Origin of the sequence: Parabacteroides goldsteinii (assembly GCF_020091425.1) — a bacterium.
In the GTDB taxonomy this organism is placed as follows: Bacteria; Bacteroidota; Bacteroidia; order Bacteroidales; family Tannerellaceae; genus Parabacteroides; species Parabacteroides goldsteinii.
This window is the reverse complement of the sequence record NZ_CP081906.1, coordinates 2,100,205-2,114,801: the sequence shown is the minus strand read 5'-3', so window position 1 is coordinate 2,114,801 and position 14,597 is coordinate 2,100,205. Positions and strand designations below refer to the sequence as shown.

At 40.0% G+C, this 14,597-nt stretch carries 15 protein-coding genes; 10 read left to right on the top strand and 5 right to left on the bottom strand.

The genetic code is table 11. The annotated features are described in order from the left end of the window. Nucleotides 1-135: 135 nt before the first annotated feature. Nucleotides 136-318 carry a hypothetical protein gene (locus K6V26_RS09885; RefSeq protein WP_007656839.1) on the top strand — a complete coding sequence of 61 codons (183 nt, stop codon included), beginning with the start codon at nucleotides 136-138 and terminating at the stop codon, nucleotides 316-318. 491 nt (nucleotides 319-809) lie between these two features. Here K6V26_RS09885 and K6V26_RS09880 read toward each other — a convergent pair whose 3' ends face one another. Further along, entirely contained in the window at nucleotides 810-1,262 is a 453-nt protein-coding gene (locus K6V26_RS09880; protein WP_007656837.1) for a type I restriction enzyme HsdR N-terminal domain-containing protein, read from the bottom strand. Between the two features lie 58 nt (nucleotides 1,263-1,320). Here K6V26_RS09880 and K6V26_RS09875 point away from each other — a divergent pair, with 58 nt between their 5' ends. The 6 genes from K6V26_RS09875 to K6V26_RS09850 all read left to right on the top strand — a co-directional run bounded on the left by K6V26_RS09875 (nucleotide 1,321) and on the right by K6V26_RS09850 (nucleotide 8,809). Then, nucleotides 1,321-2,097 carry an AMP nucleosidase gene (locus K6V26_RS09875; protein ID WP_007656836.1) on the top strand — a complete coding sequence of 259 codons (777 nt, stop codon included), beginning with the start codon at nucleotides 1,321-1,323 and terminating at the stop codon, nucleotides 2,095-2,097. Between the two features lie 16 nt (nucleotides 2,098-2,113). Then, nucleotides 2,114-3,136: a DNA polymerase III subunit delta gene (holA, locus tag K6V26_RS09870; RefSeq protein WP_007656834.1), complete on the top strand. Its 1,023-nt coding sequence runs from the start codon at nucleotides 2,114-2,116 to the stop codon at nucleotides 3,134-3,136. Between the two features lie 891 nt (nucleotides 3,137-4,027). Further along, complete coding sequence (locus tag K6V26_RS09865; RefSeq protein WP_007656833.1) at nucleotides 4,028-4,477, top strand: helix-turn-helix domain-containing protein; 450 nt, start codon at nucleotides 4,028-4,030, stop codon at nucleotides 4,475-4,477. Nucleotides 4,478-4,540: 63 nt separating this feature from the next. After that, complete coding sequence (locus K6V26_RS09860; RefSeq protein ID WP_007656832.1) at nucleotides 4,541-5,323, top strand: dihydroorotate dehydrogenase electron transfer subunit; 783 nt, start codon at nucleotides 4,541-4,543, stop codon at nucleotides 5,321-5,323. Beyond that, the gene (locus K6V26_RS09855; protein WP_007656831.1) at nucleotides 5,311-6,222 is read left to right on the top strand and encodes a dihydroorotate dehydrogenase; all 912 of its coding nucleotides are present in this window, start codon (nucleotides 5,311-5,313) and stop codon (nucleotides 6,220-6,222) included. Before K6V26_RS09860 ends, K6V26_RS09855 begins: the two co-directional genes overlap by 13 nt. A gap of 430 nt (nucleotides 6,223-6,652) precedes the next feature. Beyond that, a complete protein-coding gene (locus tag K6V26_RS09850; RefSeq protein WP_195585647.1) occupies nucleotides 6,653-8,809 on the top strand; it encodes an alpha-galactosidase in 2,157 nt (718 codons plus the stop codon). A gap of 84 nt (nucleotides 8,810-8,893) precedes the next feature. Here K6V26_RS09850 and K6V26_RS09845 read toward each other — a convergent pair whose 3' ends face one another. After that, nucleotides 8,894-10,075, bottom strand: coding sequence for an MFS transporter (locus K6V26_RS09845; RefSeq protein ID WP_224265249.1), 1,182 nt, complete (start codon nucleotides 10,073-10,075; stop codon nucleotides 8,894-8,896). 178 nt (nucleotides 10,076-10,253) lie between these two features. On the opposite strand from K6V26_RS09845, the gene K6V26_RS09840 reads away from it, so the two are divergent. Next, the gene (locus tag K6V26_RS09840) at nucleotides 10,254-10,919 is read left to right on the top strand and encodes an MgtC/SapB family protein (protein ID WP_317197536.1); all 666 of its coding nucleotides are present in this window, start codon (nucleotides 10,254-10,256) and stop codon (nucleotides 10,917-10,919) included. Between the two features lie 4 nt (nucleotides 10,920-10,923). Here K6V26_RS09840 and K6V26_RS09835 read toward each other — a convergent pair whose 3' ends face one another. The 3 genes from K6V26_RS09835 to serB are packed head-to-tail and all read right to left on the bottom strand — an operon-like array spanning nucleotide 10,924 to nucleotide 12,958. Then, nucleotides 10,924-11,397, bottom strand: coding sequence for a C-GCAxxG-C-C family protein (locus tag K6V26_RS09835; protein ID WP_010803089.1), 474 nt, complete (start codon nucleotides 11,395-11,397; stop codon nucleotides 10,924-10,926). A 16-nt stretch (nucleotides 11,398-11,413) separates the two neighbouring features. Continuing rightward, on the bottom strand, nucleotides 11,414-11,716 hold the full coding sequence (locus K6V26_RS09830) for a Dabb family protein (RefSeq protein WP_007656822.1): 303 nt from the start codon (nucleotides 11,714-11,716) through the stop codon (nucleotides 11,414-11,416). A 15-nt stretch (nucleotides 11,717-11,731) separates the two neighbouring features. Further along, on the bottom strand, nucleotides 11,732-12,958 hold the full coding sequence (gene serB / locus K6V26_RS09825; protein ID WP_224265247.1) for a phosphoserine phosphatase SerB: 1,227 nt from the start codon (nucleotides 12,956-12,958) through the stop codon (nucleotides 11,732-11,734). A 155-nt stretch (nucleotides 12,959-13,113) separates the two neighbouring features. Here serB and K6V26_RS09820 point away from each other — a divergent pair, with 155 nt between their 5' ends. Beyond that, on the top strand, nucleotides 13,114-13,635 hold the full coding sequence (locus K6V26_RS09820) for a hypothetical protein (protein WP_007656815.1): 522 nt from the start codon (nucleotides 13,114-13,116) through the stop codon (nucleotides 13,633-13,635). A gap of 420 nt (nucleotides 13,636-14,055) precedes the next feature. Beyond that, nucleotides 14,056-14,556 (top strand): thioredoxin-like domain-containing protein, encoded by a 501-nt coding sequence (locus tag K6V26_RS09815; protein WP_007656814.1) that lies wholly within the window; start codon nucleotides 14,056-14,058, stop codon nucleotides 14,554-14,556. The last annotated feature ends 41 nt before the right edge of the window (nucleotides 14,557-14,597 follow it).

Genomic DNA, 14,597 nt, shown 5'->3' with positions numbered 1-14,597 from the left:
ATAGTTCTGAAACCTGAATTTCAACAAATTTTCTATAGAAAAACGAATAAAATGTACTTTCCTATGTAATATCATGCAGCATTTTTCGTTCTTATTACATCTTAGCTAATAGAGACATAAAAATTGAGCAAGATTATGAAGCCGTTGATTTTATCTTTTTTTGCAGTCATACTGGGTTACTCTCTTCTTTTCAATGAAAAAGAAGAAATCAGCCAGCCGATCCATGGGATTGATAATTCAGTGTATATCCATAAAGCGGATACGCCGAGAATCGATTCTATCGCTATCTATCATAACAGAACCGCTTCTGTTTTATAAAAAATACTCCTAATAGCAATATTTATTCTGTAAATGTTTGTTTATTAAATAAATATTGCTATGTTTGTTCCGTATAATTGTTAACATACGGAAATGCTATACCAGTTTATTACTATATATACTTCAGAATTTTGGATGACAATGCTCCTGGGAGTGTTGGTTTTTTTGTGTTTGCCTGTTGTCACAGGTGAAATAAGCCAGTTTTTTCAAACTGATAATGCGACCCGATTAATTCCGGTTGCTTCCGATTCTGTTTTTGCGGGGGAACAGGAAGGAACAACTGAATATAAGGTCTGCATGATGCCGCATATATTTCAAACTAAATTTCTGATAAGGAATTACAGTCACTGGTTGGGCTGACGAACCCTTGTCCGGCAACCATACGTTGAAGGATAAGGGGAGATGCTTTGTGTAAAAAATGTAATATTTGTTTATCTGTCTGTTTTCAGGTAAATAAGAATAAAGCTATTGTCTCTTCTTATCTGTTTTTCTCATTCCAGCTCTTTATATTCAGGGATACCTTCCAGAAAAGAATAAGTGAAATTTTCGTAGTCTATTTTACAGCAGAAATGGCTGATGCCGTTGCTGACTGCGAGGTAACGTACATGCAGCACCATGTTGTAACGTACTATCTGATCGAATACAGCACTCGTTATCTCAATGGTGGGGGCTTTGTATTCTACGATCATTAAAGGGGCTAAAAAGCGGTTGTATGCGACTGAATCGCATCGTTTGGATGTTCCGTTTAATTTTAATGGAACTTCATTTGCTAATAGTTCTTTGGGATATCCTTTATGCGTAATCAGATAATTTACAAAGTGTTGGCGGACCCATTCTTCAGGAGTCAGTGCAACATATTTGCGGCGTACGGGATCGAATATAGTGTGCTTCCCGTCTTTTTCCTTTACTTTCGCAGCGAATGTTGGTAAGTTTAATGACAGCATTTATTATATTTGTCGTTTATATTATACACAATAATTATACCCTCAAAGGTAATGATTTATGAAAACAAAACAAGAAATCGTTGAAAATTGGCTACCTCGTTATACGGAACGTAAGCTGGAAGATTTTGATAAGTATATACTACTCACGAACTTTACCAAATACGTAGAACTATTTGCCGAGAATTTTAATGTTCCTATACTCGGACTGAAAAGCTCGATGCCGAATGCTTCGGCCGAAGGTATTACTATCATTAATTTCGGGATGGGAAGTGCAAATGCTGCAACGATCATGGATCTTTTATCGGCTGTAACCCCCAAGGCTGTGCTGTTTCTGGGAAAATGCGGAGGATTGAAAACAGCTAATAATCTGGGAGACTATGTTCTTCCGATTGCAGCGATCCGTGGAGAAGGAACTTCCAATGAATATCTGCCGCCGGAAGTACCTTCGCTTCCCGCTTTTTCCATGTTGCGTGCCATCTCTTCTGCCGTCCGCGACCAGGGAAAAGATTACTGGACCGGGACGATTTATACAACCAACCGGCGTGTCTGGGAATATGATACGGCATTCAAAGATTATTTGAAGCGGACACATGCGACCGGCATAGATATGGAGACCGCCACATTACTCACTGCCGGCTTTGCAAACAAGATTCCGACCGGTGCTTTACTGATGATCTCGGATAAGCCGATGGAGGAAGACGGTGTAAAAACAGAAGCCAGCGACCGTATCGTTACCCGTAGCTTTGCTCCGGAACATGTGAAATTGGGTATTGAAGCACTCCATCAGATCATAGATGAGAAGAAAACGGTACGCCACATCCGTTTTAGTTGGTAATAATTAAGTCTTTATTATGGCAAAAAAAGAAAATACGTTTGAAGAAATATGCCGGGATATCGTGGCCAAGAAGTTCCAGCCCGTTTATATATTAATGGGTGAAGAACCTTTCTTTATGGATCGGATAACAGACCTGCTTATTGAAAATGTGCTTGCCGAATCCGAGCGCGACTTTAATCAGATGATTATGTATGGGGCGGATACGGATGCGGCTATGATTATAAATGCAGCCCGCCGGTTTCCGATGATGTCGGAATATCAGTTGGTGGTTGTGCGGGAAGCCCAGTTGGTCCGTGATATAGAATTGCTGACCAACTATGTGAAAAATCCGCTTAAGTCGACTGTGCTGGTTGTTAACTATAAGTATAAGAATCTGGACAGGCGGAAAACATTGGCCGCTGCAACCGAAAAGAACGGGATTCTATTCGAATCGAAAAAGATTCCGGATTATAAAATGCCGGGGTTTATCGTCTCATTTATGCAGCAACGTTCCATAGGAATCGATCAGAAGGCCGCTCAAATGCTCTCAGACTTCCTTGGAAACGATTTAAGCCGTCTAAGTAAGGAATTGGACAAGCTGGTATTGATCTTGCCTGAAAAGGCTCCAAAACGCGTCACTCCGGAACTGATAGAACAGAATATAGGAATCAGTAAAGAATACAATAACTTTGAGTTAATAAAAGCACTTGCTGTAAAGGATGTTTTAAAAGCAAACCGGATTGCCCAGTACTTTGAAAAGAACCCCAAAAGTAATCCTATACAGATGACCCTTCCTGTAATTTTTAATTATTTCTCCAACCTGTTGATTTGTTATTATACGAAAGACAGATCGGAAACCGGATTGATGACAGCCTTAGGATTAAGAGGAACTTTTCAGGTAAAAGATTATATGACCGGATTGAGAAATTATCCGGCTATGAAAGTTTTTAATCTGATAAGTGATATCCGGACTACCGATGCCAGATCGAAAGGGGTAGATAATTCTTCCGCATCTGATGCTGATCTGCTCAAGGAATTATTATATAAAATTCTTCATTAGCATAAAATGTACTTAACAATAGAAAAACTGTATGTGTCACTAAAAATTTGAATTAGTGCACATGCAGTTTTTGTTTTTTATCGTTATTTCTCTGGAATGCTCGGATTTATGAACCTTCAAAATGACCTTCTTTATTTTGTTTTTCAATAGCTTAGTTTACATTTTACCCCTCTGAGAATTCAATATTTCTTTCTTCCCGTATAATTGTTCACAAATATCACGAAAAAATCAAGTTTTAGAGTGAAGGATACAAAAGTATCCGCTTTCTTCCTGAATTATTCACATAGGATAGGACAAATTGTCAGAAACATTTTTCAACAGTGTATTGCTTGTTTACAACAATAACAGATATGTCTGCTGTAACATTTATGTCAGATCAGATATGTTTACGTAAATAAAACAAGTGCGTTACTTATGTATCTATAGTGGTGTAAATACAAATGTAACCAATATACATTACTAATATAAATCAATAAAAATAGGTTTAAATACTGTTATTGCAAATATGTATGATAAAATATCAAAACCCAGCCTGTTATCTAATTAAATTAATCGTTTACATTAATTTATGGCAATATTCTCGTATATAAATGTGAAATAGAAGTCATTTTAGCTAAAATAATAATCTTTAATCACCTATACAACAGGTTTTTATTTAATAAAATCATCAATGCTACTTTAATCTCTTTTAGGGGCTTGTTATAGGGGTTTACAAAAGTGTGCGTCACATTATTATACTGCGTGTTACAAATATATCCATATATGATTATAAAAATAAATTGCACAATTGGAAATAATGATTTATATTTGTATCGGTATATAATTCTATACTATATTCATGTAAACAGACAGATTGGCAGTGATTTTTGGTAAATAAATCGTATTTTGGTAATGAAAGAACGTATTTTAGCAGTAATGGAACACGAAGGATTGACTCCTTCTAAATTTGCCGAAGCAATCGGTATCCAACGTTCGGCTATGTCGCATATTATATCCGGCAGAAATAATCCGAGCCTGGATGTACTAATTAAAATATTGGAACGGTTTACATACGTAGACTCCGACTGGCTTTTATTTGGTAAAGGTACTATGATGCGTGAACATGTGTTAACTGAGCCCAATTTGTTTACAAATACGACGATAATTCCGTCCAATGTACAAGATTCTCCCGAATATCGCAAGGAAATTAGGGTTGAAACACCTGTAAACACTACTAAACAGCCTGTTATTGAACAGATTGTATGCCAGGATAAGCCATCCAGAAATGTGAGCAAAATAATGATATTCTATTCAGATAATACGTTTGAGACTTTTACCCCCGAAAAAAACAAGAAAGACTAACCCAACATTGCTATATACATCTTATTCATGTATCTTTGTATAGAAATTGAGTAATCATATTATATGAAGAAGTACATGTTAGATATGAAGGTAACTGAAAACAACCGCCTTCATAAAAATTATTGCCTGCTAAAGTTAACCTGCGACGACACTTTGCCGGAAATGCTTCCCGGCCAGTTCGTTCAGGTGCTCGTGGATAACTCTCCTACAACATTTCTTCGCCGGCCTATTTCAATCAACTTTGTAGATAGAACAACCAACGAATTGTGGTTGCTTATCCAATTGGTTGGCGATGGTACACGTTGTATGGCAGAATACCGTCCCGGAGATATTGTAAATATCATGTTGCCATTGGGTAACAGTTTTACAATTCCTGCCAGTGAAGATAAAAATCAGAAATTACTGCTTATTGGCGGTGGTGTCGGTACTGCTCCGATGTTATGCCTGGGATCAGCCTTGAAGAACGCCGGTTTTGAACCGGTATTTCTGTTGGGAGCCCGTTCAAAGGATGATGTGTTGCAGTTGGATGAGTTTGCGAAGATAGGAACTGTTCACATAACTACCGAAGACGGCACTTTGGGTGAAAAAGGCTATGTAACAAATCATTCCGTATTGAAAAATGTTCATTTTGACTGGATTTACACATGTGGACCGAAGCCGATGATGGTAGCTGTTGCCAAATATGCCGCCGCTGAATCGATCACATGCGAAGTCTCACTGGAAAATACAATGGCTTGTGGTATAGGTGCTTGCCTATGCTGTGTGGAAAATACCCAAGATGGTCATGTATGTGTTTGTACTGAAGGTCCCGTATTTAATATAGAGAAATTGAGATGGCTGAATTAAATGTAAACATAGGAAATTTGCAGTTAAAAAACCCGGTAATGACTGCTTCGGGTACATTTGGATACGGAGTCGAATATTCAGACTTTATGGATATTTCAAGACTGGGTGGTATTTTTGTAAAAGGAACAACCATCCAACCACGTGAAGGAAATCTGTATCCCCGCATGGCGGAAACTCCTTCCGGAATGTTAAATGCGGTAGGCTTGCAAAATAAAGGAGCACAATATTTCGTCGATCATATCTATCCTGCTATTAAGGATATCGATACGCATATGATCGTAAATGTGAGCGGTTCGTCGGTGGAAACATACGTGGAATGTGCAGAAAAAATAGCTGAGCTGGATAAAATTCCGGCTATCGAACTTAACATTTCCTGTCCGAATGTGAAGCAAGGTGGTATGGCTTTCGGGGTTACAACCTGTGGTGCCGCCGAGGTTGTGAAGGCTGTCCGTAAGGTTTATCCTAAGACCCTTATTGTAAAACTTTCTCCTAATGTAACCGACATTACCGAGATAGCAAAAGCGGTCGAAGCCGAAGGTGCCGACTCTGTTTCACTTATCAATACCATGCTTGGCATGGCCATTGACGCAGAGAAGCGTAAACCTATATTATCTACAATAACCGGTGGCCTTTCCGGTCCTTGTGTAAAGCCGGTTGCCCTGCGTATGGTATGGCAAACTTACAAAGCTGTTAAGATTCCTATCATCGGTTTGGGAGGTATTTCCAATTGGAAAGATGCCGTCGAGTTTATGCTGGCCGGAGCTACTGCCATACAGATTGGAACCTATAATTTTATAGATCCGACTGTCTCTGTAAAAGTGATCGATGGCATGAATGAATACCTGGACAGACATGGATTCAAATCTGCCAAAGAGCTTATAGGGGCTTTGGATGTATAAACCTATTGATTAAATAGAAAGACTTCCTTGTTTTATTTGACAAGAAAAGGGACTTATTATTTATCCAATCCGGGTGTTACCGATAGATACACCCGGGTGTAACCATAGTCGACATCCGGGTCTCAAAGTACCTGACACCCGGGTGTCAATTTGTTTTAATACTTACCTTTGTCAAAAAAGACAGTAGGTTTCATGAAAAATACAAGTATCATCGGATAACTGACTACACTATTGATCTCACTGGTTATATCCTGAAAAGCATGACAGTTGTATGATAGTATAATGATAGTTTTATGATAGTTGAAGGATGTTTTTTAGCTGTGTAAACCTTTAGTAAACAGTAAGATGCAGGAAAATTATGATAGTATGATAGTTGTTTTCAATTTTCAAGTAGAGTAAATACGTATTGTAAACCAAGTAAAATAATGAAATGAAAAACAAATTATTTCTTTTAATCTGCCTGATTGTTATATCTATATCGTTGAAAGCCAACGATAAAACAGTTATTCCTATTACAACAGACAATATCAGTCTGATTTATAAAGTAGGTAATAACGGGCGTTTGTACCAATCATATGTAGGGCAAAAACTCCGTTTTGATAGTGATATCGACCAGTTGCCTATGCTTGGCGAGGCTTATATCACACATGGTATGGAAGATTATTTCGAACCGGCTATCCGGATATTGCACAATGACGGCAATCCTTCCCTGTTGCTGAAGTATGTATCTTACAAAACCAGCGATTTGCAACCGGGTGTTACGGAAACCGTTATTAAACTGAAAGACGACGTTTATCCCGTAACGGTTGATCTTCATTTTATTGCTTATGCCAAAGAAAATATAATCAAAACATATACCGAGATATCTCATCAGGAGAAGAAGCCGGTTGTACTTTATAATTATGCATCTTCATTACTTCATCTGAACAGTGGTAAATATTTTCTGACAGAATTTGCTGGAGACTGGGCACATGAAGTCAACATGACGGAACAACAGCTTTCATTTGGTAAAAAAGTATTGGATACCAAGTTGGGAAGCCGTGCCAATATGTTCAATTCGCCTTTCTTTTTGCTGGCACTGAATGAGGAATCAAAGGAAAATGAAGGAGAAGTCCTTTTCGGAACTATTGGTTGGACGGGGAATTTCCGTTTTACTTTTGAGGTGGATAATTTGAATAATTTGCGTATCCTTTCCGGTATAAACAACTATGCTTCAGAATATTCGTTGAAGCCGCAGGATATATTCCGGACTCCTGAGTTTATCTTTACTTTCAGTGCGGAAGGGAAAGGAAAAGCAAGCCGCGACTTCCATAAATGGGCCCGTAAATATCAGGTAAAAGACGGCGATAAACCGCGTATGACTTTGCTGAATAACTGGGAAGCCACTTATTTCGATTTTAATGAAGACAAGCTGGTCGATATTATGGACGAAGCCAAATCGCTGGGAGTTGATATGTTCCTGTTGGACGACGGATGGTTTGCCAATAAATATCCCCGTAGCAGTGACCGTCAGGGCTTGGGTGACTGGGATGAAACAGTGACGAAGCTGCCGAACGGCATCGGTAAACTGGTGAAAGAGGCAACCGACAAAGGTATAAAATTCGGATTATGGATTGAGCCGGAGATGGTGAATCCCAAAAGCGAACTCTATGAAAAACATAAGGATTGGGTAATCCATCTGCCGAACAGAGATGAATATTACTTCAGAAATCAAATGGTATTGGACCTTAGTAATCCGAAAGTTCAGGATTATGTATTTGGAATTGTAGACAATCTGATGACGAAATATCCGGGTATCGCTTATTTTAAGTGGGATTGCAACAGTCCGATTACCAATATTTATTCTCCTTATCTGAAAGATCAGCAGTCTCATTTATATATTGAACATGTAAAAGGATTGTATAATGTTTTGGAACGTGTAAAAGCCAAATATCCGAACCTGCCGATGATGCTTTGCTCCGGTGGCGGCGGACGTTCTGATTATGAAGCGTTGAAATACTTCACCGAGTTTTGGCCAAGCGATAATACGGATCCGATAGAACGTATCTTCATCCAGTGGGGGTATTCTCATTTCTTCCCTTCCAAGACAATGGCTGCCCATGTGACAAGCTGGAATAAGAATGCAAGCGTGAAATTCCGTACGGATGTTGCGATGATGGGTAAATTGGGTTTTGATATCCGTATTCATGATATGACTCCGGCAGAACAGGAGTATTGCAAAGGGGCGGTGAAGAATTTCAATCGTTTGGGTAACACTATTCTGGATGGCGACCTGTATCGTCTGGTATCTCCTTACGAAGGAAATCATTCTGCTGTGATGTATGTGAATGAAGCGACGGATAAGGCTGTTCTTTTCGCTTTCGATATCCATCCCCGATATGCGGAAACGTTGCAACCTGTACGTTTGCAAGGGTTGGCTCCGGAAGCTCAGTATGAGATAAAAGAGATCAATTTGCTCCCAGATACCAAATCTATATTAAAATGTAACGGAAAGACGTATTCCGGTGAATATCTAATGAAAGTCGGTATTCCGGTATTTTCCGGTAGGCAATTGGCTAGCCGGGTGATTGAAATATCGAAAAAATAAAAGGATATATCCATTAATAGAAAACGGAGAGGCTTGATAAATAAGTCTCTCCGTTTTTTTCTACGGATATGGATAAGCGTATTTTTATATTTTCTTTGCGGATAATAAAGTAACCAATAGAGAAGCACAGCAAAGAAAGACTCCTACACCGGCAGTCCCGGCCCAGCCAAACAGCTGCCAGGCGGTTCCGGAAAGAAAAGTTCCCAACGAACCTCCGACAAAATAGGTTGTCATAAATATAGTATTAACCCGGTTGGAGGCTGCCGGGCATAATTCGAAAATACTGGATTGGTTACTTAACTGGATGCATTGCATGCCAATATCTATAATAATTATGCCGGCTATAATAGAGGTATAAAAGTTTCCTCCGAAATAAAGTAATAACCAGGCTAGCAGTATCAAACCGCATCCCCAGAAATTAAAAGCTCTGACTCCTACTTTCCTGACATATTTACCAACCAATGAGGCCGACATGGCACCGGCTACGCCGCAAAGTCCCAACATACCAACCACATCGCTGTTTGCAAAGAAAGGTGCTTGTCCCATTTTGAATGCCAGACACGACCACATAGCCAGAAAAGAACCGAAAGCCAATCCTGACCGGACAGCATAAATCCGTAAAGCCGGATAATCCTTTACTAAGGATAGAAGAGATTTCATGAGGTCGGCGTATTTTCCTTTAAAAGTAGGGCGTATATCCGGCAAAACGGTAACCACTACGATGCTGCACACAACCATCAGCACGGCAGCAATGTAATACATTTCACGCCAGCCGAACAGTTCTCCAACCACTCCGCTAATGACTCGTGAAACCAATATTCCGGATAATAATCCTGAAACGACCAGCCCTACGTTACGTCCTTTGTTTTCCGGTTTTGAATAAATGGCGGCGATGGGTATGAATATCTGTGGTATTACCGAACAAATGCCTGTAAATAATGAAGCAGTCAGGATTATATGAATGTTGGGCGCTGTGGCAATGCATAAAAGTGAAAGTACCAAAAGAGCAAAATTGGTGACGATTATCTTTTTGCGTTTATACATATCTGCCAGTGGCACAACGAATAACAATCCTAAAGCATAACCAATCTGTGTAACCATAGCGATCAGATTGGTCGTAAATTCAGATACGTCGAGATCATGCCGTATCATATTTAAAAGAGGCTGGTTATAATATAGATTGGCGACCGAAATACCGGCAACAATGGATAATGTCCAGAGGATCAAAGGTGGAAGTCCACCGTTTTCTTTCAATATTTGTTTCATAAGCTATCTTTTAAGCCGGCAAATTTACCCTAAATAATTGAAACGATAAAGCCTTTTTCTAAAGGGATACAGCTTGTGAAAAGTATATAGGGATATTCAAATAAATAGTTATATTTGCCAATAAATAAAGAAGAAAAATATGATTGACCAAATTAATGATATATTATAGAATACAACTATAACTCCGACTACTGCGGCTGTGAAATTATTAGTCAGTTTCTTTCTAGGTGCGATTATCGGTGTGGAGCGTCAGTTTCGCCGCCGGGAAGCCGGAATGCGAACCTTTACACTTATCTGTATGGGGTCGGCAGCAGCTATGCTGATATCTATCTGGATACCGCAATGTTATCCTAACTTCCTGAATGGTGATCCCGGACGTATTGCTGCCCAGGTACTTACCGGTATCGGTTTTTTAGGTGCCGGAGCTATTATGCAAAGCCATGGGAGTATTCATGGATTGACAACAGCGGCTTGTATCTGGGTTGTTGCCGTAATCGGTTTGGCTGTGGGAGCGGGGATGTATGTTCCGGCATTGATTGGGACAGGCCTTACATTAGTTATATTGGTTAGCCTTGAAAGACTTGAAAAAAGAATGTTCCTGAATGGGGTAAATAAGATCCTGACGATTATTTGTACGACCGCAACTCCTGATTTAAAGGCTGTCCGCAAAATTCTTGAATCAAAGAACATTTATATTGTAAGTGTTTCCTTTGAATCTATTTATGAACAGAACAAGTCTATCATAACCTATAAAGTGAATGTGAAAGCCCAGTCGTCTTATATGAATTTATTCAGTGAGATCAGGACATTGGGATATGTTTCTCAAATAAGATTGATGGCCTGAGCCATCAATCCAATTCGTTTTTCAGCATTCGTCCTGCTATGCGGGCTGCATCTTCCACATATTTACTACAAGGACGTTTTGCATAATATTCAGCCGTTCTTGCAGAAGGTTGCGGAGCAGTCTGGCTGGCTTCTGCGGCAGGCAAAAGGCTGCGGCAAATGATCGTACCATGCTTTTCCTTGAACAGGTCGGACATTTTTTGAACCATTGCATAGTTCTTTGTTCGGGCTTCCTGATCCTGTTGGTCCAATACCGGATATTTGAATCCGGCCAGCATAGCCATGGCACTGACTGTTCCGCACACCTCCCGCATCCGGCCAACGCCACCACCAAAAGATACGGACATCTTCTTTGCCATTTCCAGGTTCAGTTCAAAAACATCCGAATAAGCCAGAAATACCGACTGCGCACAGTTGTATCCCGACTCAAAATTCTGAACGGCAATTTTTACACGTTCTTCAATATCAAACTCCTTCATAAAAGAGAAGTGTTATTTAGAATTCATAATCAACACATGCTCTGTCGGCTTTTACCGGGCCGATAATCCCTTTTGAAACAGCTACGTGTTCAGGGTGGTTGGCATATGTCTTTACATCTTCGAGCGAATCGAGTTCTGTAGTCAGGATAACGTCCCAGGTTTCTTCGGGGTTTATATTGAAATCGACACGGATCAAACGTAAAACATCGATCTTGTCGATCAACGCTTCCAGACCTGTTTTGATTTCCTGCATTTTTGCCAGTTTATCGGCAGGAGTTGCAAACTCCGTCAGCTTAAACATTACAATGTGTCTTACCATAAACGCTTTTATTAATTACATTTGTTCGTCCAAATAGGAATCTTTGTATCCCAGGAAATATAAAATACCATCCAGACCGATCGTGGAGATGGACTGCTTGGCTGTTTCTTTTACTTTTGGTTTGGCATGGAAAGCGATACCTAACCCGGCAATGCTGATCATCGGCAGGTCATTTGCCCCATCACCGACAGCTACGGTCTGACGGATATCGACATTCTCAACCTGAGCGATCAGGCGGAGTAGTTCTGCTTTCCGCTTGCCATCTACGATATCTCCGACATAACGTCCTGTCAGCTTTCCGTCTTCAACTTCAAGCTCATTGGCATATACATAATCAATATTGTATTTCTGTTTCAGGTAGTTACCGAAATAGGTGAATCCACCGGAGAGGATAGCGATCTTGAAACCAACCTTTTTGAGGATACGCATCAGACGGTCGACACCTTCCGTAATGGGCAGGTTTTCAGCAATCTCCTGCATAACGGAGACATCCAATCCTTTTAATAAGGCACAACGTTGGCGGAAACTTTCGCTGAAATCAATTTCTCCCCGCATGGCGGATTCGGTAATCGCTTTGACCTGGTCGCCGACACCGGCACGAACAGCCAACTCATCGATTACTTCAGTCTCAATAAGAGTTGAGTCCATATCGAAACAGATAAGGCGACGCATACGGCGATACATGCTGTCTTCTTGAAAAGAAATATCCATTACCTGTTCGGCCGAGAGCTTCATGAACTCTGCTTTCATCAACTCTTTGTCGCGAGGAGTTCCACGTACAGAGAATTCGACGCTGGCTTTGGGAGTACGGGCATCTTCATCCAAAGGAATACGGCCGGTCAGACGTTTGATGTCATCTATATTCATTCCCTGTTCGGCAACGATACGGGTTACGCCCGCTATCTGTCTTGCAGTTAACTTTCTTCCCAGAATAGTGATGATATAACGGTTCTTTCCCTGCATATCAACCCATTTCCTGTATTTTTGCTCCGTGATCGGATTAAAACGGATATTCACATCCAGCTCATAGCTTTTAAAAAGTAACTCTTTCAGGATATCTCCGGAATTACCTCCGCAACTCTGGAAAAGAATTCCCAGTGATAAGTTGTCGTGGATATCAGCTTGGCCGATATCGAGAATCACTGCATTATTCTTTGCCAGTATCTCTGTCAGGGCGGCAGTAACCCCCGGACGGTCGGCTCCGTTTATATTTATCAGTATAATTTCGTCTTTTTGTCCCATGTTTTTTGTTTTATAAGGCAAAGGTAAATAAGTTATATGCAAATAATGGCATTTAGATAAACAAAAATTCAAATGGAATTGTTATTTTTACAGAGACGTTATATTTAATTTAGAACCTGGCAACCTTAATAAGTCCTGACTGGCAGGCAAATGAGATGAAGATTCAGTTTGAAATTAAGGAAAAGCTGCCTGAGATTATTGCCGAAGTACGGCATTCAGACAAATGGCAAACAACAGTAGTGGAAAAAACGCATGGACTGGAGAGGGTTACTATCAAAGACCCTAATTATGATTCAGAAGCTTGTATCGAGATCTGGGAACATGAGATTCACGTCCGTACGGCATGGTCAAATTACACCTACCGTGTTTTTAAACGGGGTGATTCTTGCTGGTGCGAGTATATCGGAGCCTACAGAGGACTGCTGGAGCAGACCTTACTCCCTACATTGACTCCTAAAATGAACATTCTTGATTCGGTAGTTATTGAAAGTTCGTTGACAGGTAATAAAAAAGAAACATTGCGAACCTACAGTTCGGAAAACCTCAAACTGAAGAACTTCCGTCGCGATAATTTCAAAGAAGAGTATAACAGAACATCATTACAGGACCATCCAACAATTGTTTACGATGAATATATCAAGGAAGGGATGCCGATGCCTTCGCCGTATGATGATTAGTAAAATAAAAAAGCCCGGTTTCAAGCCGGGTTTTTTATTTTCGGATTCTCTTTACCGGAAAGCGGCTGAATTAGGTTTAATTTGAAGAAAAGTGAAAGATTATTCGTATTTATCCCTATGCCTAATCCTAAATTTATGTTATAAAGCAACCGTTTTAGTGGATTTTCATGCGATAAAACATATAAAAAATCTTGCTTTTTAGTCGATTTATGTTATATCGTTTGGAGGTAAAGGTATTTTGCGCTTATCTTTGCCAGCGTTAAGAACAAGAAAGTAGCTCCTTAGCGAAGGAGAAACGCTTGTTTACTTCCTGAAAATCAGGAGTCGGACATAAAGGATGGCAGACGAAAACCGCCCGCAGACCGGTAAGTAAGCTGTTGGAGAGTCTCGTCCGATTAAGTTTAACGTAAATAATAAATTATGAAGGTAAGAGCTTATGTTCTCATTGTAACGGTTGCGTTGGCAACAATGTCATCCGGTACAAAAGAAGCAAGACCTACCGTGGGTACTAATCCTGGTGATCTGGCTCCGAGAATAGAGTCTTTGGGAGGCGAAAGTGATTTCAGTTTCCAAAATCATTCCGGACGTTACACGTTGCTGAATTTCTGGGCAGCTTACGATGCTGAATCGCGGGTCCGTAACGTTCAATTATGGAATGAAGTAAACAAACTAAGTTCAGACAAAATTGCCATGTATTCTGTTTCTCTCGACGAGAAAGAATCAATCTTTACCGAGACGGTAAAGGCAGATAGGCTTAGCGGCACAAAGCAATTTCATGAAGGACTTGGAAAAAAGTCAGCGTTGTATGGAAAGTTTAACCTACAGAAAGGTTTGAAGAACTTCCTGATTGACGACAAAGGAGTTATTATTGCAGCAAATGTTACTCCGGATAAACTGACTGACATTTTGAATAGAATTTAATCAGTAGATTATTATTTTAAAAAAGAGTTGTTCCGCCCAAC

Excerpts from the sequence above, each read along its gene's own strand:
- K6V26_RS09885 (WP_007656839.1), top strand. The coding sequence starts at position 136 with ATGAAGCCGTTGATTTTATCTTTTTTTGCAGTCATACTGGGTTACTCT.
- K6V26_RS09880 (WP_007656837.1), bottom strand. The coding sequence starts at position 1,262 with ATGCTGTCATTAAACTTACCAACATTCGCTGCGAAAGTAAAGGAAAAA.
- K6V26_RS09875 (WP_007656836.1), top strand. The coding sequence starts at position 1,321 with ATGAAAACAAAACAAGAAATCGTTGAAAATTGGCTACCTCGTTATACG.
- holA (WP_007656834.1), top strand. The coding sequence starts at position 2,114 with ATGGCAAAAAAAGAAAATACGTTTGAAGAAATATGCCGGGATATCGTG.
- K6V26_RS09865 (WP_007656833.1), top strand. The coding sequence starts at position 4,028 with ATGAAAGAACGTATTTTAGCAGTAATGGAACACGAAGGATTGACTCCT.
- K6V26_RS09860 (WP_007656832.1), top strand. The coding sequence starts at position 4,541 with ATGAAGAAGTACATGTTAGATATGAAGGTAACTGAAAACAACCGCCTT.
- K6V26_RS09855 (WP_007656831.1), top strand. The coding sequence starts at position 5,311 with ATGGCTGAATTAAATGTAAACATAGGAAATTTGCAGTTAAAAAACCCG.
- K6V26_RS09850 (WP_195585647.1), top strand. The coding sequence starts at position 6,653 with ATGAAAAACAAATTATTTCTTTTAATCTGCCTGATTGTTATATCTATA.
- K6V26_RS09845 (WP_224265249.1), bottom strand. The coding sequence starts at position 10,075 with ATGAAACAAATATTGAAAGAAAACGGTGGACTTCCACCTTTGATCCTC.
- K6V26_RS09835 (WP_010803089.1), bottom strand. The coding sequence starts at position 11,397 with ATGAAGGAGTTTGATATTGAAGAACGTGTAAAAATTGCCGTTCAGAAT.
- K6V26_RS09830 (WP_007656822.1), bottom strand. The coding sequence starts at position 11,716 with ATGGTAAGACACATTGTAATGTTTAAGCTGACGGAGTTTGCAACTCCT.
- serB (WP_224265247.1), bottom strand. The coding sequence starts at position 12,958 with ATGGGACAAAAAGACGAAATTATACTGATAAATATAAACGGAGCCGAC.
- K6V26_RS09820 (WP_007656815.1), top strand. The coding sequence starts at position 13,114 with ATGAAGATTCAGTTTGAAATTAAGGAAAAGCTGCCTGAGATTATTGCC.
- K6V26_RS09815 (WP_007656814.1), top strand. The coding sequence starts at position 14,056 with ATGAAGGTAAGAGCTTATGTTCTCATTGTAACGGTTGCGTTGGCAACA.